Annotated in this window: 15 protein-coding genes and 1 pseudogene; 11 read left to right on the top strand and 5 right to left on the bottom strand. The window is 44.0% G+C overall.

Annotated elements, in window-relative coordinates:
- Positions 1-9: 9 nt before the first annotated feature.
- The 3 genes from accB to acuI all read right to left on the bottom strand — a co-directional run bounded on the left by accB (position 10) and on the right by acuI (position 2,149).
- Complete coding sequence (accB, locus tag TI10_RS07755) at positions 10-480, bottom strand: acetyl-CoA carboxylase biotin carboxyl carrier protein (protein WP_049582726.1); 471 nt, start codon at positions 478-480, stop codon at positions 10-12.
- Between the two features lie 29 nt (positions 481-509).
- A complete protein-coding gene (aroQ, locus tag TI10_RS07750) occupies positions 510-962 on the bottom strand; it encodes a type II 3-dehydroquinate dehydratase (RefSeq protein WP_049582725.1) in 453 nt (150 codons plus the stop codon).
- Positions 963-1,171: 209 nt separating this feature from the next.
- Positions 1,172-2,149, bottom strand: a complete 978-nt coding sequence (gene acuI / locus TI10_RS07745) for an acrylyl-CoA reductase (NADPH) (protein ID WP_049582724.1) — start codon at positions 2,147-2,149, stop codon at positions 1,172-1,174.
- A gap of 672 nt (positions 2,150-2,821) precedes the next feature.
- Here acuI and mreB point away from each other — a divergent pair.
- The 10 genes and pseudogenes from mreB (at position 2,822) to TI10_RS07695 (ending at position 14,704) form a co-directional block, all read left to right on the top strand.
- Positions 2,822-3,865 (top strand): rod shape-determining protein MreB, encoded by a 1,044-nt coding sequence (gene mreB, locus TI10_RS07740; RefSeq protein ID WP_011148194.1) that lies wholly within the window; start codon positions 2,822-2,824, stop codon positions 3,863-3,865.
- Between the two features lie 110 nt (positions 3,866-3,975).
- Positions 3,976-5,010 carry a rod shape-determining protein MreC gene (mreC, locus tag TI10_RS07735; RefSeq protein WP_049582723.1) on the top strand — a complete coding sequence of 345 codons (1,035 nt, stop codon included), beginning with the start codon at positions 3,976-3,978 and terminating at the stop codon, positions 5,008-5,010.
- On the top strand, positions 5,010-5,498 hold the full coding sequence (mreD, locus tag TI10_RS07730) for a rod shape-determining protein MreD (RefSeq protein ID WP_049582722.1): 489 nt from the start codon (positions 5,010-5,012) through the stop codon (positions 5,496-5,498). Before mreC ends, mreD begins: the two co-directional genes overlap by 1 nt.
- Positions 5,499-5,706: 208 nt before the next feature.
- On the top strand, positions 5,707-6,294 hold the full coding sequence (locus tag TI10_RS07725) for a Maf family protein (RefSeq protein ID WP_049582721.1): 588 nt from the start codon (positions 5,707-5,709) through the stop codon (positions 6,292-6,294).
- Positions 6,291-7,760 carry a ribonuclease G gene (rng, locus tag TI10_RS07720; protein WP_049582720.1) on the top strand — a complete coding sequence of 490 codons (1,470 nt, stop codon included), beginning with the start codon at positions 6,291-6,293 and terminating at the stop codon, positions 7,758-7,760. Before TI10_RS07725 ends, rng begins: the two co-directional genes overlap by 4 nt.
- A gap of 47 nt (positions 7,761-7,807) precedes the next feature.
- Positions 7,808-11,620 carry an AsmA2 domain-containing protein YhdP gene (gene yhdP / locus TI10_RS07715; RefSeq protein WP_049582719.1) on the top strand — a complete coding sequence of 1,271 codons (3,813 nt, stop codon included), beginning with the start codon at positions 7,808-7,810 and terminating at the stop codon, positions 11,618-11,620.
- Positions 11,617-12,474 (top strand): deaminated glutathione amidase, encoded by an 858-nt coding sequence (gene nit1 / locus TI10_RS07710; RefSeq protein WP_049582718.1) that lies wholly within the window; start codon positions 11,617-11,619, stop codon positions 12,472-12,474. The genes yhdP and nit1 overlap by 4 nt, the downstream gene beginning before the upstream one ends.
- A gap of 5 nt (positions 12,475-12,479) precedes the next feature.
- Positions 12,480-13,924, top strand: a pseudogene (tldD, locus tag TI10_RS07705) (metalloprotease TldD).
- Positions 13,925-13,965: 41 nt separating this feature from the next.
- Positions 13,966-14,430 (top strand): ribonuclease domain-containing protein, encoded by a 465-nt coding sequence (locus TI10_RS07700; RefSeq protein ID WP_049582717.1) that lies wholly within the window; start codon positions 13,966-13,968, stop codon positions 14,428-14,430.
- 4 nt (positions 14,431-14,434) lie between these two features.
- Positions 14,435-14,704: a barstar family protein gene (locus tag TI10_RS07695; RefSeq protein WP_049582716.1), complete on the top strand. Its 270-nt coding sequence runs from the start codon at positions 14,435-14,437 to the stop codon at positions 14,702-14,704.
- A 30-nt stretch (positions 14,705-14,734) separates the two neighbouring features.
- On the opposite strand, the gene yjgA is transcribed toward TI10_RS07695, so the two are convergent.
- Positions 14,735-15,274 (bottom strand): ribosome biogenesis factor YjgA, encoded by a 540-nt coding sequence (yjgA, locus tag TI10_RS07690; protein WP_049582715.1) that lies wholly within the window; start codon positions 15,272-15,274, stop codon positions 14,735-14,737.
- A gap of 201 nt (positions 15,275-15,475) precedes the next feature.
- Here yjgA and pmbA point away from each other — a divergent pair, with 201 nt between their 5' ends.
- Positions 15,476-16,816 carry a metalloprotease PmbA gene (pmbA, locus tag TI10_RS07685; RefSeq protein WP_049582714.1) on the top strand — a complete coding sequence of 447 codons (1,341 nt, stop codon included), beginning with the start codon at positions 15,476-15,478 and terminating at the stop codon, positions 16,814-16,816.
- Positions 16,817-16,869: 53 nt separating this feature from the next.
- Here pmbA and rnk read toward each other — a convergent pair whose 3' ends face one another.
- Complete coding sequence (rnk, locus tag TI10_RS07680; RefSeq protein ID WP_049582713.1) at positions 16,870-17,280, bottom strand: nucleoside diphosphate kinase regulator; 411 nt, start codon at positions 17,278-17,280, stop codon at positions 16,870-16,872.
- Positions 17,281-17,304 lie beyond the last annotated feature (24 nt).

The raw sequence follows: 17,304 nt of genomic DNA, 5'->3' as shown, positions 1-17,304 counted from the left end.
AACGCCTCGTTATTCGATGACGACCAACGGCTCGTCAAATTCAACGGGTTGACCGCTTTCCACAAGAATCGCTTTAACCACACCTGCTTTGTCGGCTTCGATCTGATTCATCATTTTCATTGCTTCAACGATGCAAAGGGTATCACCCACATTGACGCGTTGGCCGATTTCGATAAACGGTTTTGCATCTGGGCTAGGCGTACGATAGAAGGTACCTACCATTGGAGAACGAACAACGTGACCGTCGATTGCTGCCGATCTATCGCTAATTGTTTCTGGTAGCGCTTGAGAAGGCGCAACAGCGCTAGCCAACGCAGGTTGTTGCGCTTGGATGGGAATATATTGTTGAGCTACCGGAAAACTCTGGGGGGCTAATGCGCGGCTGATGCGCACTGACTCTTCCCCTTCAGAAATTTCCAGTTCAGAAATGCCAGATTCTTCAACCAGCTCGATCAGTTTTTTTATCTTACGAATATCCATGAGTGTGATTCCGTACTCTTCTGTTTTATTTAGTTGAGTTTTGACAAGCGGTTTACCGCTGCCTGTAATGCAAAGCTATAGCCATCTCCCCCTAGACCGCAGATTACACCAACGGCAATATCTGAAAGATATGAGTGATGACGAAATGGCTCGCGCGCGTGAACATTGGAGAGGTGGATCTCAATAAATGGGATCTTTACTGTCAACAATGCATCACGCAGCGCCACGCTGGTATGCGTGAATGCAGCAGGGTTAATTAAGATAAAATCAATGTTGCCCTGTGCAGAATGAATTCTATTTATCAGCTCAAATTCTGCGTTAGATTGCAGGTGGCTGAATTTGACCCCTAATTGGTGGGCTTCTTCAGACAATTTGCTGACGATATCATCAAGTGTTAAGTTGCCATAGATATCAGGCTCCCGGCTTCCTAACATATTCAGGTTAGGGCCGTTAAGGAGTAAAATGTGAAACTTGTCTGCCATTGTGCTGGTATCTCCGGCGATTTGTCAACAATGCCCCAACATAATCCGATATTAACGATTTGTCATCTTTTTGTAACAGCTACTCAGTTTATTTCCACGATAAAGCGCGACATTATAATCATATCGTAGCATTTAGCAGCTAAATACTGGTCTTATCAGAAAAAATGTCAAGAATAAAACCACTCTACTTTAGAGGCTAATCACAATTCTTAACGAACTCTTACTAAAGTACGTCCTGTAACCTGATTAGTTATCAATTTATTAGCATATTCCACTGTTTGCTCCAGTGTTATCTCAGTTGTTGCCTGCCGATAAAAAGAAGCGGGTAACAGCTCTTGCAGGCGTTGCCATACGGCAGGTCGCTTGGCTGATGGCACCGTGACGGACTCTACTCCTTGTAGACGTATGTTACGTAAAATAAATGGCATCACTGTGGTTGGCAGATTTGCATTACCGGCGAGGCCGCAGGCTGCAACGGTACCGTTATAGTGAGTTTGAGCCAGTATTGTTGCCAGTACGTTATCGCCTACAGTGTCAATAGCTCCGGCCCAAAGTTGTTTTTCCAGTGGGCGAGGTGGTTGGCTAAATTCATGGCGTGGCAAAACCTTTTTTGCCCCCAGAGATAACAAATATTCATGATTTTCTTGTCTACCGCTAACGGCAACAACGGAATAGCCAAGTTGTGAGAGTAGCGCTATCGCTGTACTCCCTACACCACCGCTGGCGCCTGTCACAATAACATCGCCACTTTCTGGCTTAACGCCGCCTTGTTCCAGGGCGATAACGCACAGCATTGCGGTAAAACCAGCAGTACCAATGATCATTGCTTGTCTGCTATCCAGACCGGTAGGTAAAGGTGTCAACCATTCGCCTGAAACTCTGGCTTGTTCTGCCAGTCCACCCCAATGATTTTCTCCTACACCCCAGCCGGTTAATAATACATGTTGACCGATATGAAAACGGGGATCTTCGGTACTGTGTACAATGCCAGAGAAATCAATACCCGGTATCATCGGGAATTGACGGATAATTTTCCCTTTGCCTGTAATTGCTAATGCATCTTTGTAGTTGAGAGTTGACCAGTGAATATCGACGGTAACATCTCCCACAGGAAGATGAGAAGCATCAACTTCTTCTATGGACGCTGATAATTGGTTCTGTTGTTGTTTGAGTAGCAGGGCTTTCATTATTGTTCCGTTCTCTGTAATCGATTTTGTCATTAAATAAGGATAGATAAAAATGAGTAATTTACATAAGGTAGATAAGAAAAAATAAAGTGTTGGTGGATTATAAAACAGAATTTATCCGCATTTTTATCTGTAATCTCATTGTCATATTCCAGCATTAGTTGCATATGGCGTTCTATTTCAGAAAATTCTGTTTTTTATTATTTTTTAGCAGAAAGTATTGTATTTTAGTCGCAGTTTATTACATCATTAATTTGTTCACTACACAGACTATGTACTTGTGGTTAAGTGTTGGTAATGGTGAGCAGAGGTATGAATTTATAGGTATGAGTTTGATGTGAACTTACCGGAATAACTATTGGTCAAAAGCAGCGGCGGATTTAGCCAGTACGGTACCAGTGGTATCATCCAGTAGCGCCATAATGTTGAATTATGCAAAATTAGGTGGTTCTTGCATTTCGTTATGGAACAATTGGTAAAATTAACCCATTTTTATGCAGTTTTTTTCTGCTCCGTTTGGGAGAAGTAACGTAGAATATCGCGCTGTTGATATGAATAACGTAGCCACTTTTTTATTGAAGCAGGTGTTTGTGCGCCTTGTCGCTGCTTCATGTGGTTGGTAGAGTAGACGGGTTTTGTTCCGTCCCCAGCTTGCAGGATTATCCTTTCGCTATGTTTAAAAAATTTCGTGGCATGTTTTCCAACGACTTGTCTATTGACTTGGGTACCGCCAATACCCTTATCTACGTCAAAGGTCAGGGTATTGTATTGAATGAACCTTCTGTTGTCGCAATCCGTCAGGATCGTGCAGGTTCATCGAAAAGTGTTGCTGCCGTTGGGCAGGAAGCAAAGCAAATGCTGGGTCGAACACCGGGTAATATTGCGGCAATTCGTCCGATGAAAGATGGGGTGATTGCTGATTTTTATGTTACTGAGAAGATGCTGCAACACTTTATTAAGCAAGTTCATAGCAACAGTTTCATGCGTCCAAGCCCGCGAGTTTTGGTTTGTGTACCGGTTGGCGCAACTCAAGTTGAGCGTCGGGCAATCCGTGAATCGGCGCTTAGTGCTGGCGCTCGAGAAGTATTTTTGATTGAAGAACCTATGGCTGCGGCGATTGGTGCTGGCTTACCTGTTTCTGAAGCCACAGGCTCAATGGTTGTGGATATTGGCGGCGGCACCACGGAAGTGGCGGTTATCTCTTTGAACGGGGTTGTTTATTCATCTTCTGTACGTATCGGTGGCGATCGTTTTGATGAGGCTATTATCAATTACGTTCGTCGTAATTATGGTTCACTGATTGGCGAGGCAACCGCTGAGCGTATTAAGCACACCATCGGTTCTGCTTATCCTGGCGATGAGATGTTGGAGATTGAAGTTCGTGGTCGTAACTTGGCTGAAGGTGTGCCACGCGGCTTTACGCTTAACTCCAACGAAATTCTTGAAGCTTTGCAAGAGCCTTTAACGGGTATTGTCAGTGCTGTCATGGTCGCTCTTGAACAGTGTCCGCCAGAATTGGCTTCTGATATTTCAGAACGAGGCATGATCTTGACTGGTGGTGGCGCATTATTACGCAATCTTGACCGTTTACTGATAGAGGAAACGGGTATTCCTGTCATTGTTGCGGAAGATCCATTGACGTGCGTTGCCCGTGGTGGCGGAAAAGCGCTTGAAATGATCGATATGCATGGCGGTGAACTCTTCAGTGAGGAGTGAGTGTTAACTTGCAAGTGAGGGAGGAATGACGGGCAGCTCAGACCTCCTTGCGATTGCTGTCTGGGAATTCCATTGTTTATGAAACAGTACAGTTTGGAATAGCGCAGCTTATGAAGCCAATTTTTAGCAGGGGGCCTTCCCTGCAATTACGACTTTTCTTTGCTGTTATTGTTGCCATTGCTTTGGTTGTGGCAGACAGCCGCCTTGATGCTCTCAGTAAAGTCCGTAATTATATGGATACGGTAGTCAGTCCATTTTATTTTCTCGCCAATGGCCCGCGTCAAGTGCTTGATGGTGTATCAGAAACCCTTGCTTCCCGTGAACAACTTCGATTGGAAAATCGGGCTTTACGCCAAGAATTATTGATGAAAAACAGTGATATGCTGTTATTAGGGCAACTTAAACAGGAAAATTCCCGTTTGCGTGAGCTATTGGGGTCGCCTTTACGTCAGGATGAACACATGATGGTGACGCAGGTGATCTCCGGTAGGGCTAATCCTTATAGTGATCAGGTCGTCATCGATAAAGGATCAAGAGAAGGTGTTTATGAAGGACAACCTGTTATCAGTGATAAAGGCATTGTTGGTCAAGTCGTTGCTGTCAGTCAGTTTACTAGCCGGGTATTACTGATTTGTGATACGACTCATGCTTTGCCAATTCAGGTTTTACGTAATGATATCAGGGCTATTATTGCGGGTGCGGGTTGTGCTGATGATTTGCAGTTTGAGCTATTACCAAGCAACACAGACATTCGGGTTGGAGATGTGTTGGTGACTTCTGGGTTAGGGGGGCGTTTCCCGGAAGGTTATCCGGTAGCGGTGGTTTCGTCAGTTAAAGTCGATAATCAGCGGGCCTATACGGTGATTCACGCCCGACCAACGGCAGAATTACAGCGTTTGCGTTATTTGTTGTTGTTGTGGGGAGCGGATAATAATCCATCTGAACCATTACCTCCATCAGAGGTTTATCGTGTAGCCAATGAACGTTTAATGCAAATGATGCCTCAGGTATTGCCGCATGCGAATGAAATGGGGCCACCAGCACCATCGTCTGTTTCTGATGAAACAACCAAGACAACAGAAAGAGTGAAAAATGCTGAATCGACAATAACGTCTGCTAAATTTATAAATTCGGGAAATCGTTAATGAATCAATACCGGAGTCATGGGCGTTGGATCATTTGGTTATCTTTCTTGGTTGCAATGGTGCTGCAAATTATGCCGTGGCCGGAGCAAATTTATATGTATCGGCCAACTTGGTCGGCGCTATTGTTGATTTATTGGGTAATGGCGTTACCTCATAGAGTCAGTGTTGGGACCGGTTTTGTATTGGGGATCATCGTAGATTTGATTCAGGGGGCGACACTGGGTGTTAACGCTTTGGCTTACAGTCTTGTGAGTTATTTGGTGTCATTTAAGTTTCAATTATTCCGCAATATGGCGCTTTGGCAGCAGGCTTTGGTCGTCATTGCTTTATCGGTACTGATGGATTTCAGTGTGTTTTGGGCAGAATTTTTGTTATCAAATGTTGCTTTTCATCCAGAAGTATTCTGGAACAGTTTGGTCAATGGTATTCTTTGGCCGTGGTTGTTCCTGTTAATGCGAAAAATCCGTCGTCAGTTTAATGTACATTAGTGGTCGGATCGCAGTTTTTAATGTCCTGATAGAGCTTATTCCAGCAGGCGTTACTGATGCAGGCCATTCTTTCCAAGTAACTTGAGGATGCGAGTAGAGAGTGTAACCGAAGCGTGCCTGGATTACGTGAGGATTAAGCTCTGCTCCAGATTCAAAATGGCAAATGAAATAGCCTAATGAGATAGGTAGTAGTAAGGACGATATCATCATGAAAACCCTTTATCTGGCTTCCGGCTCACCAAGGCGGCGTGAGCTGGTTGAGTTATTGGACTTTAAATTTGAAATTCTTTCTCCTCAGGTAAAGGAGCAATGGCAAGAGGGTGAAACTTCGCGTCAATATGTTAGCCGATTAGCAAAAGATAAATCTCAGGCGGGGGTTGCTATTGCGCCAGAAGATTTTCCGGTGCTAGGAGCGGATACTGTTGTTGTATTGAATGGTAAGATTTTGGAAAAACCGCGCAATGAACAACATGCCGTTGAAATGCTCAGCGCACTTTCCGGTCAGTGTCATCAGGTGATTACCGCTATTGCTTTATCAGATAATCAGCGTACTTTAAGTGATATAGTCATTACAGATGTGACCTTTCGCCAATTATCCACACAGGAAATTTTGGATTATGTAGCAACCGGTGAGCCGATGGACAAAGCGGGTGCTTATGGTATTCAGGGAAAAGCGGGTTGCTTTGTTAAAACGCTTAATGGTAGTTATCACTCAGTTGTTGGTCTGCCATTGGTGGAAACGCACGAATTAATCACAAAGTTTTTTGCGTTAGTTGATGGAAAGGGGAACACATGACAGCAGAGTTATTAGTCAATATTACACCATCCGAAACGCGCGTTGCTTACATTGATGGTGGGATTTTGCAAGAAATCCATATAGAAAGGGAAGCCAAAAGAGGAATTGTCGGCAATATTTACAAAGGTCGTGTAAGCCGGGTATTACCAGGGATGCAGGCTGCTTTTGTGGATATTGGTCTGGAAAAAGCCGCTTTTCTTCATGCTTCAGACATTGTGCCTCATACAGAATGTATTGCTGGTGAGGAGCAAAAGAACTTTCATGTCAAAGATATTGCTGAGTTGGTTCGCCAGGGACAAGATTTAATGGTTCAGGTAGTGAAAGATCCCCTTGGCACTAAAGGCGCTCGGTTAACGACCGATATTACCTTACCTTCCCGTTATCTTGTATTTATGCCCGGTGCATCTCATGTCGGGGTTTCACAACGTATTGAAAGTGAAGAAGAGCGTAATCGTCTGAAAAATATTGTTGCTGACTATTGTGATGAACATGGCGGTTTCATTATTAGGACGGCTGCCGAGGGCGTTGGTGACGAAGAATTAGCTCAAGATGCGGCTTTCTTGAAACGATTGTGGAGTAAGGTGATGGAGCGTAAAAAGCGCAATATCACTAAAAATAAACTTTATGGCGAATTGGCTTTGGCCCATCGTATTTTGCGTGATTTCGCCGGCGCAGCCCTTGATCGTATTCGTGTGGATTCTCGTTTGACGTTTACTCAGTTACAGGAATTTATTCGCGAATATATTCCTAAAATGACCGCCAGATTGGAACTTTATAACGGTAGTCAGCCTATTTTCGATCTGTTTGATGTAGAAAATGAAATTCAGCGAGCACTCGATCGCAAAGTTGAATTAAAATCAGGCGGTTATTTGATTATTGACCAAACTGAAGCGATGACCACAATTGATATTAATACTGGCGCATTTGTCGGGCATCGCAATTTGGAAGAAACTATTTTTAATACCAATATTGAGGCGACGCAAGCTATTGCCAGACAATTAAGGCTGCGTAATCTGGGTGGTATTATTATTATCGATTTTATCGATATGAATAGCGAAGAGCATCGTCGACGGGTATTAGCTTCTCTTGAACACGCGCTGAGTAAAGATCGTGTTAAAACGACGATTAATGGTTTTTCCCAACTCGGACTGGTGGAAATGACCCGTAAGCGGACTCGTGAAAGTATAGAGCATATACTTTGCAGCGACTGCCCGACTTGTAAGGGAAGGGGAACTGTAAAATCGGTTGAAACTGTCTGTTATGAGATTATGCGTGAAATTGTGCGTGTGCACCGGGCAGTTGATGCAGATCGTTTCCTTATTTATGCCTCGCCAGCAGTGTCCGAAGCGCTGAAAGGGGAGGAATCTCATGCACTGGCGGAAGTGGAGATTTTTGTCGGTAAACAGGTAAAAGTTCATACAGAACAGCTCTACAGTCAGGAACAATTTGACGTAGTTATGATGTAACCATTTGATTTTCTGTCATATTAGCATTGGTAACCAAGGAGATGTGTGTGAGGCGACTGCCGGGAGTATTATTAGCGACAGCCGCAATAGTCATTATCATTGTGGCTTTGCTTGTCAGTGGGTTACGTTTTCTACTGCCACATATTAATGATTACCGCCCACAATTATTCGCTAAAGTTGAGTCAATTATTGGTGTACCTATTGATGCTGGATATATTGCGGGAAAATGGGAATCTTTTGGGCCTGTTTTTGAATTACGTGATATCAGTGTAAAAACTGCAAATGCAGATGTGAAAGCCAAAAAGATCACGGTTGCATTGGATATCTGGTTATCTTTGCTAAGAATGCGTTGGAATTTCCGCGATCTTACTTTTTATCAATTACAAGTAGATTACTATCAACCGCTGTTTAATAATCAAAGCGGTAATATGTTTTCCCAATCGGATCTATTTTCTGATCTGTTTCTAGAGCAGTTTGATCATTTTAATCTGCAAGATAGTCGTTTTACTTTCCTGACTCCTTCTGGTGAACGTGCTGATCTGCTGTTACCACAATTAACCTGGCTGAATAAAGATAATCGTCACCGTGCTCAAGGGAAAATTAGTCTCTCTTCTATCAATAATCAGCATGGGGATATACAAGTTAAATTTGATTTGCATGACACTAATGGCGTACTGGATAACGGTACTATTTATTTGCAGGCAGATAATGTTGATATTCACCCGTGGTTAAGTCATTGGTTGCAGGATAATACTGGGTTGAAGGATGCCGAGTTTAGTTTGTCTAGCTGGATTATGCTTAAAGATGGTCGAATTGATGGCGGCCAGTTACAACTCCGTCAGGGAGAAGCTAATTGGAAAGTTGCTGGCAAACCCCACAACCTTTCTGTCAGTGATCTGGTATTACGAATGCGTCGCCAAGATAATGGTTGGTTGTTTGATGCGCCTGAGTTGGCAAATTTGATCACTGATGGTCAGCAATGGCCGTCAGGGAAAGTATCAGTGCTCTATCTGCCGGAAGCCAAGAGAGCTGATGGTCATGATCATTGGCGTGTCCGGGCAAAAAACATTCAACTTGAACGGCTAAGTAGCATTTTACCGACTTTTTCTTTTTTGACTCCTGATGTTGTGAAGGATTGGCAGCGTCGTCAGCCACAAGGATTGGTAAAGTATCTTGCTCTCGATATTACACCCAGAATGGCAGATGATTCCCGAATCAGTATGCAATGGCAGAATGTCAGTTGGCAGCGCTGGCAGGAATTGCCCTCTATTGATAATTTCTCTGGTTCTCTCAATGGCAGCTTGCGGCAAGGCAAACTGAGTTTTGCTTTGCAGGATAGTGTCGTTGATTATCGAAATATGTTTCTGGCGCCGTTTGAGATATCCCAAAGTCACGGCGAAATACTCTGGCGGCAAGGTGAGCGAGGTTTACAACTTTGGAGTCAAGGGCTGGATTTGCAAGCGAAATCATTGTGGGTTAATGGTGATTTTCGTTATCAACAGCCTAAAGAACAACCTCCTGCGCTAAGTATTTTGGCGGGAGTCCGGGTTTATGATGCAGGTGATGCCTGGCGATATTTTCCAGAACCTTTGATGGGGAAACCTCTGACTGACTATCTGACAGCTTCAATTATTAAAGGGCAGATAGAAAACGCGACTTTTGTTTTTCAGGGCAATCCAAAAGATTTCCCATTTGCAAAGAATAATGGGCAGTTTCAAGTTTTTGCTCCATTGCGTTATGCGACGTTCCAGTACCAACCAAATTGGCCGGCATTGCTGGATCTCAATATTGATCTTAATTTCCAGAATAACGGTCTATGGATGCTTGCTCCGCAAACGGCACTTGGTAAAGTGAAAGCCAGTAATCTTTCAGCAGTAATTCCTAATTATCATAGCAAGAAATTGTTAATCGACGCTGATCTGCTGGGAGATGGCAAAGATATTCATGAATATTTTACCCGCAGCCCGTTAGCAAATTCTGTTGGTGAAACGTTGGATACATTGCAGGTTGGCGGTCAAATCGCGGGTAATTTACATTTGGATATTCCACTTAATGGCGGTAATGTAAATGCTCGCGGTGAGGTGACTTTAAAAAATAATCACTTGTTGATTAAACCCTTAGATAGCGAAATGAAAAGTGTGAATGGCCGATTCCGCTTTGATAATGGCAATTTACAGAGCGGCGAATTATCAGCCCAATGGCTTGGACAGCCTGTTACGGTTGATTTTTCTACCGAGAATTTACTCAAAAGCTATCGAGTAAATGTTGGTCTGAATGCGCGTTGGGCTATTGCAAAATTATCTGGATTTTCACCGGTGATTGCTAAAGTGTTTTCTGGCTCTGTTGATTGGGAAGGAAAGGTTGGTATCAATTTGCCGTTTCAGGGTAAGCCTCAATATGATGTGAAAATCGACGCTGACTTATCACAAGTGGATAGTCATTTATCTGCTTTGAAAGCGGATGAACGACGCGCTCTTCATATACTGGCTGATGGTGATATGGAGCAGTTGCGAGTAAAAGGCATTTTAGATAAGCAGTATACATTTAATACTCAATGGCGTTTAGCAGGGAAAAGCACTCAATTGTTACGGGGAATTTTACAAAGTAACAGTAACAACATTCCTGACTTACCTGAAAAATCCTTATTGGAATTGAATCTTCCGGCAGTTGAAGGGGAAGAGTGGTTAGGGCTGATTGCACCTTTGACTTCAGGTTCTTCATTGGCAGGAATGTCAATGTTGCCGCAGCATCTGCATATATCACTTCCATCACTGGATGCGGGGGGACAACGTTGGAATCAGTTATCGTTGGATGTGGAAAAACAGTCTTGGGGAACGCAGATCACAGCCAATAGTCAGGAAATCAACGGTAAACTTAATATCCGTAATAGTGGCCCTTGGCAAGTGAATTTGAGCTATCTTTATTATAGTCCTTTACAAAACAGTCCTCTGCAAGATAGCCCTCAGCAAGCTGAATCGGATTTACCGAAGCAATCTCAGACAGGTACAACTCTGCGTTATTCGCTGAACCAATGGCCTTCATTAGATATCATCTGTTCTGAATGTTGGATGATGGGATTGAAGCTTGGGAAGGTGTCTGGTTCCTTGATTCCAGAAGGTAATTCGCTGGTATTAAGGGATGGAATAGTAGAAAACAGTGTCAGTAAATTAAATTTGGCAGGTCGTTGGCAAGAAGGCGCTGTAGGGAATAATACTCGTATTATGGGGCAATTTTCTGGTGAAAAATTTGATGAGATGGCATCTTACCTTGGTATAGTCGTACCGATTGTAAATTCACCGTTTACCTTCCGCTTTGATTTTAATTGGTGGGATACACCGTGGAAACCCAATTTTCAGACGTTGAATGGCAATCTTAAAAGCGACTTAGGCAAAGGCGCTATTGAAAAATTGGGTGGGGGAAGTGCTGGTCAGTTACTAAAATTAGTCAGTTTTGATGCTCTGTTACGTAAATTACAGCTCGATTTCAGCGATACCTTTAGCCAGGATTTTGAATTTGATTCAATTCGTGGTGATGTTTCAGTAAAAAATGGGATACTCAAGACAGAAAACTTACGGGTCGATGGGTTGATTGCCGATGTGATAACGAAAGGTGAGATCGACCTTGTTCGCCAACAGATAAATATAGAAGCCATCGTCACGCCGGAGATTTCTGCTACTGTGGGAGTAGCGACGGCTTTTGTCATCAATCCGATGGCAGGTGCTGCATTATTCGCAGCGACCAAGGTTTTGGGGCCGTTATGGAATAAGATATCCGTTATTCGTTACCGGATTACTGGTAATCTTGAACAACCGAAAATTGATGAAGTTCTGCGTCAGCTTAAGGAGAATAGAGGAACATGAGAAACGTCAATGTTGCACTCTTGCAGTTATGTAGCGGTGAGAATATCAAACATAATTTGGCGCAAATTGAACAGCAAATTAAGCAGTTGCCAGATACTATCAAGTTTGTCATGACCCCGGAAAATGCATTGTTGTTTGCTAATGCTGATAGCTATCGTAAGCATGCGGAGCAACAAGGGAATGGGCCTTTACAGCAGGCTGTCAGTGAGATTGCGCGCCGTTATGGTGTTTGGTTATTAATCGGTTCTATGCCGCTTATCAGTCGTGAAAATTCTGAACGGCTCACCAGTAGTAGCCTGTTGTTTGATGATCAAGGTAAGATTTGCGCCCGTTATGACAAAATCCATATGTTTGATGTCAATATTAATGATGAACATGGATCATATAACGAATCATCTGTTTTCCAACGAGGGGAACATATTACTGTTGTAGACACCCCTGTTGGCCGTCTCGGGATGACCATATGTTATGATCTGCGCTTTCCTGGGTTGTTTCAGGCGCTACGTGAGCAGGGCGCTGAGTTGATATCTGTTCCGGCGGCATTTACTCGTTTAACAGGAAAAGCACATTGGGAGCCACTGTTACGAGCTCGCGCTATTGAAAACCAATGTATTCTGTTAGCGCCAGCTCAGGTTGGTGTACATGGAACCCGTCAGACATGGGGTCACTCAATGGCAGTGGATGGTTGGGGGAAAGTGATTAAGAAAAACCCCGATGCAGTCAGTGCATTGCAACTGAATGTCAGGGCAGATAGTTTGAAGGTTATGCGTGAGCAGATGAAAGTGGTGAAACATAACCGCTTCCGGCCGCAGTTAACTTCCTTGATTGAAAAAATATCGCAAATTAAAGAGTAGCAATTATGAGTTTAACTTCTGTCAGTGAACACTTACTGGCTGCAAATAAATTAAGCCATCAAGATCTGTTTTCAGTACTCGGTCAACTGACTGAACGTCAGTTGGATTATGCCGATCTCTATTTTCAGTCCAGTTACCATGAATCTTGGGTGTTGGAAGATCGGATTATTAAGGATGGCTCCTATAATATTGATCAAGGGGTTGGCGTTAGGGCAATCAGTGGTGAAAAAACGGGTTTTGCTTATGCAGACCAGATCACGTTGAATGCGTTGCAACAAAGCGCGCTGGCTGCCCGTAGCATCGTCCATGAAAAAGGGAATGGTAAAGTCCATACCTTTGGCGAAGTGGCCTATTCTCCGCTTTATGCAGCAATTGATCCGCTACAAAGTTTTTCCCGTGAAGAAAAGATCGCATTATTACAGCGTGTAGATCAGGTGGCTCGTGCCGAAGATCCAAGGGTGCAAGAAGTCAATGCTAGTCTGACAGGGATCTATGAGCGGGTGTTGGTCGCGGCGACCGATGGGACTTTGGCGGCTGATATTCGTCCTCTCATTCGCTTATCTGTCACGGTACTGGTGGAAGATAACGGCAAACGTGAACATGGCTCCAGCGGCGGCGGCGGCCGTTACGGTTATGAATATTTTCTGGAAGTGGTTAGTGGTCAGATCCGTGCAGAACAATTTGCGCGCGAAGCTGTTCGTATGGCGCTGGTGAATCTTTCCGCTGTTGCTGCGCCTGCGGGTACTATGCCGGTTGTTCTCGGGCTGGTTGGCCGGGAGTATTGCTGCATGAAGCTGTTGGTCATGGGCTGGAAGGTGATTTTAACCGCCGTGGTACTTCGGTGTTTTCTGGTCAGATTGGTGAGAAGGTCGCGTCTGAACTCTGTACTGTGGTTGATGATGGCACGATAAAAGGTCGCCGTGGGTCATTGGCAATTGATGATGAAGGCGTTCCTGGACAATACAATGTATTGATTGAAAACGGCATTCTGAAAGGTTACATGCAGGACAAAATGAATGCGCGCCTGATGGGAGTCGCGCCGACTGGCAATGGTCGCCGTGAATCTTATGCCCATCTACCAATGCCTCGTATGACTAACACATACTTGTTGGCGGGTCATTCCACACCGGAAGATATCATCGGTAGTGTGAAAAATGGTTTATATGCGCCAAATTTTGGTGGTGGTCAAGTGGATATCACTTCCGGTAAATTCGTGTTCTCGACATCTGAGGCTTATCTGATTGAGAACGGTAAAATTACCAAACCAGTAAAAGGTGCAACTCTTATCGGTTCCGGTATTGAGGCTATGCAACAGATCTCTATGGTAGGAAACGATCTTGATCTAGACAAAGGTGTCGGGGTTTGTGGCAAAGAGGGCCAGAGCGTACCTGTTGGTGTTGGTCAGCCTACTTTGAAACTGGACAACTTGACCGTTGGAGGAACAGCCTGATTTTTGGCTGTTTATCCGAGATAGATCATATAAGGATAGTCATGAAGAAGACTTGGCTAGCAGGTGTGTTACTGACTGTTTTGGCTGTGACTTGTGGTACTTTTGCTAAAGGTGTTGATAAGACACTGTTGCAGGCTCCAGAAACAGGTAGGAATACCTCAGCAATACAACGGATTGAAGGGCTAACTGAACAGAATAATGTGGTGGCTTACTTACGACAGAATAATAAATTGCCCGATATTTATATTACTAAGATGCAGGCCCGCGATCTTGGCTGGAGTGCAAAACAGGGAAATTTATGTCAGGTTCTACCGGGTAGAGCGATTGGTGGTGACAAATTTACTAATCGTGAAAAGAAGCTACCAATGAAACCGAAACGTCAGTGGTTTGAAGCAGATGTTAACTACCGTTGTGGGCACAGAGGAAGTGACAGATTGCTTTATTCATCTGATGGTCTGATTTATCTGACGTTGGATCATTACAGAAGTTTTACCTTAATGGAGTAATTCTATGCATAAAGTGGAGTTTGATTTTGACCGTATCCCTGATCTGAAAATGTTCTATCAGCAGTTTTCTGAGCAATTTGAGTTAGGAGACGAGTTTGGTAGTAATCTGGATGCTCTGTGGGATGTTGTGACAGGAGGAATTGATTTACCTGTAGAGGTCAATTTTATCCATTTTACGCAGCAGAAAAGACACGATTTTGCCTCATTAGTACTCTTGTTTGAAGAAGCTGAAGAAGAGCTGGAAGGGGAACTTAGTTTTAATATTTTCCCCTAACAGAATTAGAACTTTATGAGTTTTAGATTGTTAATCGGATTCGGCCATATCTCTAAGATACTGGAAAATCTGACGATAAGATTTAGGTGGCTTATTTGCCGCCTTTTCTTTTTTAGCATTGCGGATCAAGGTACGCAATTGCTGGCGATCAGTTTGTGGGAATAACGTTACAACCTCATCAATAACATCATCATTGCCATCAATTAATTTATCACGTAATTCTTCCAATTTATGGAGCAGAGTGATTTGCTGATTATGACGATTTTTCAGTTTATCAAGCGCGGTGGTAATGGGTTCGACATCCCGGGTACGCAGCAATTTGCCAATAAATTGTAATTGGCGACGGCGTCCCTCTCTTTTTATCTTCTGTGCAAGTTCAATGGCGGCCAGCAGATCCTCATCTAACGGAACGCGTTCAAGCGCGCTTTTGCTGAGCTCAACCAATTCTGTACCCAGCTTTTTCAATGCTTCGGCATCACGCTTAATTTCACTTTTACTGACCCAAATTATCTCTTCTTCTTCCTCTTCAGCAGGATAATCATTGAGCCAATCTTCAGGCTGCTTCGCCATAGTGGTTTTCCTTTTAAAAAGGCCGGAGCTGTCAGGTTGATTTTTGGTGCATGACCTGTAGCCCGGTGGGTGTTAACATCCTAATATTGTGTATTGTAACTGGGAAAAACGCCTGATTACCACTCGGCATTGATTGTGTGGATGAAACGGCCCTGTTTTCCCGACAGATTTTCCCTTTATTCATCAAATTACGGGTAATTAATGAAAATCACGGATCAAATTGCGGAACAACGCAAACAACTGGAAAATGCAGTTTCACAGGCACTAGAGCTGGCAAAAGCGGGTTGTGATGCTGCGGAGGTTGCGGTTAATAAAACAACGGGTATTAGTGTCAGTACCCGCTTTGGTGAAATAGAAAATGTAGAATTCAATAGTGATGGCGCGTTGGGAATTACTGTATACCATCAGCAACGTAAAGGTAGCGCATCATCAACAGATTTAAGCCCGGATGCCATTGCCCGTACTGTTCAGGCTGCGATTGATATCGCTCGTTATACCTCTCAGGACCCATGTGCTGGCCCGGCAGATAAAGCGCTACTGGCGTTTGAAGCGCCAGATCTTGATCTGTTCCATCCAACAGAATTGGATGCTGATAACGCGATTGAACTAGCTGCTCGTGCGGAACAAGCTGCATTACAGGCAGATAACCGTATTACCAATACCGAAGGTGGCAGTTTTAACAGCCATTATGGCATCAGAGTATTTGGTAACAGCCACGGTATGTTGCAAAGCTATTGCTCGAGTCGTCATTCTATGTCGAGTTGTGTGATTGCTGAACTTGATGGCGATATGGAACGGGATTATGCGTATACCATTAGTCGTCGTTTTGAAGATTTAAAATCGCCGGAATGGGTTGGGCAGGAATGTGCTCGCCGTGCGTTATCTCGTTTGTCGCCACGTAAATTACCAACCATGAAAGCGCCGGTGTTGTTTGCTGCGGAAGTTGCAACAGGCCTTTTCGGTCATCTGGTCGGTGCTATTAGTGGTAGCAGTATTTACCGGAAATCCTCTTTCTTACTTGATCATCTGGGCAAACAAATCCTGCCATCATGGCTGACAATTGAAGAGCGGCCGCATTTGCTGGCAGGTTTAGCCTCTTCTCCATTTGATAGTGAAGGTGTTTCTACCAGTAATCGGAATATTATTAAGGATGGAGTATTACAGACTTGGCTTCTGACAAGTTATTCTGCCCGTAAGTTAGGAATGGCAAGTACCGGCCATGCAGGTGGAATTCATAACTGGTGCATTGCAGGGCAAGGTCAGGATTTTGCAGGTTTGCTGCGTCAGATGGGAACAGGGTTAGTGGTCACTGAACTGATGGGGCAGGGAGTCAGTGCAGTAACCGGCGACTATTCCCGTGGCGCCGCTGGTTTTTGGGTAGAAAATGGTGAGATTCAGTATCCTGTCAGTGAGATTACTATTGCGGGAAATCTAAAAGATATGTGGGCCAATATGGTTACTATCGGGAATGATATTGAAACTCGCAGTAATATCCAGTGCGGTTCAGTCTTACTACCGGAAATGAGTATCGCTGGTCAATAAGAGATACTCGTTTCCGATTATTTTAGTCAGCCCGGACAAATGGGCTGGCTGAATTAACGGTGGAGCTCACCGGCAGCTTCTGGTTGGTAAAGTAATTCTAGTACTTTGACTCGGGTTTCTTCGCCGTTTGGCAATTCCCAACTGATTTCATCACCGATACGAAGGCCCAATAATGCAGCTCCTAAAGGAGCCATAACAGAAAGCTGATCGGAACTGTCTTGCAGTGACGCGGGATAAACTAGAGTACGTACCCGCTCTTCATTGCTTGTCAGGTCAAGAAAACGGACCCGGCTGTTCATTGTTACAACATCTGATGGAATTTCTGCTGGAGGTACAATTTCTGCACGATCCAGCTCCTCATTCAAAGCGTCAGCGATACTAGTATCTGCAAACGCTGGCTGTTCCAACAGGGAATCTAAACGTTCTGCGTCTAATTCGTTGATGATAATTGCTGGTTTAGTCATACCACACTCCAAATGGATTCCAAC

The organism is Photorhabdus luminescens subsp. luminescens, from assembly GCF_001083805.1.
GTDB classification, from domain to species: Bacteria; Pseudomonadota; Gammaproteobacteria; order Enterobacterales; family Enterobacteriaceae; genus Photorhabdus; species Photorhabdus luminescens.
Note: the sequence above shows the minus strand (reverse complement) of the source record. Positions and strands in the feature narration are given on the sequence as shown.

What these genes read in the sequence shown, in the direction of transcription:
- accB (WP_049582726.1), bottom strand. Translation starts at nt 480, where the DNA reads ATGGATATTCGTAAGATAAAAAAACTGATCGAGCTGGTTGAAGAATCT.
- aroQ (WP_049582725.1), bottom strand. Translation starts at nt 962, where the DNA reads ATGGCAGACAAGTTTCACATTTTACTCCTTAACGGCCCTAACCTGAAT.
- acuI (WP_049582724.1), bottom strand. Translation starts at nt 2,149, where the DNA reads ATGAAAGCCCTGCTACTCAAACAACAACAGAACCAATTATCAGCGTCC.
- mreB (WP_011148194.1), top strand. Translation starts at nt 2,822, where the DNA reads ATGTTTAAAAAATTTCGTGGCATGTTTTCCAACGACTTGTCTATTGAC.
- mreC (WP_049582723.1), top strand. Translation starts at nt 3,976, where the DNA reads ATGAAGCCAATTTTTAGCAGGGGGCCTTCCCTGCAATTACGACTTTTC.
- mreD (WP_049582722.1), top strand. Translation starts at nt 5,010, where the DNA reads ATGAATCAATACCGGAGTCATGGGCGTTGGATCATTTGGTTATCTTTC.
- TI10_RS07725 (WP_049582721.1), top strand. Translation starts at nt 5,707, where the DNA reads ATGAAAACCCTTTATCTGGCTTCCGGCTCACCAAGGCGGCGTGAGCTG.
- rng (WP_049582720.1), top strand. Translation starts at nt 6,291, where the DNA reads ATGACAGCAGAGTTATTAGTCAATATTACACCATCCGAAACGCGCGTT.
- nit1 (WP_049582718.1), top strand. Translation starts at nt 11,617, where the DNA reads ATGAGAAACGTCAATGTTGCACTCTTGCAGTTATGTAGCGGTGAGAAT.
- TI10_RS07700 (WP_049582717.1), top strand. Translation starts at nt 13,966, where the DNA reads ATGAAGAAGACTTGGCTAGCAGGTGTGTTACTGACTGTTTTGGCTGTG.
- TI10_RS07695 (WP_049582716.1), top strand. Translation starts at nt 14,435, where the DNA reads ATGCATAAAGTGGAGTTTGATTTTGACCGTATCCCTGATCTGAAAATG.
- yjgA (WP_049582715.1), bottom strand. Translation starts at nt 15,274, where the DNA reads ATGGCGAAGCAGCCTGAAGATTGGCTCAATGATTATCCTGCTGAAGAG.
- pmbA (WP_049582714.1), top strand. Translation starts at nt 15,476, where the DNA reads ATGAAAATCACGGATCAAATTGCGGAACAACGCAAACAACTGGAAAAT.
- rnk (WP_049582713.1), bottom strand. Translation starts at nt 17,280, where the DNA reads ATGACTAAACCAGCAATTATCATCAACGAATTAGACGCAGAACGTTTA.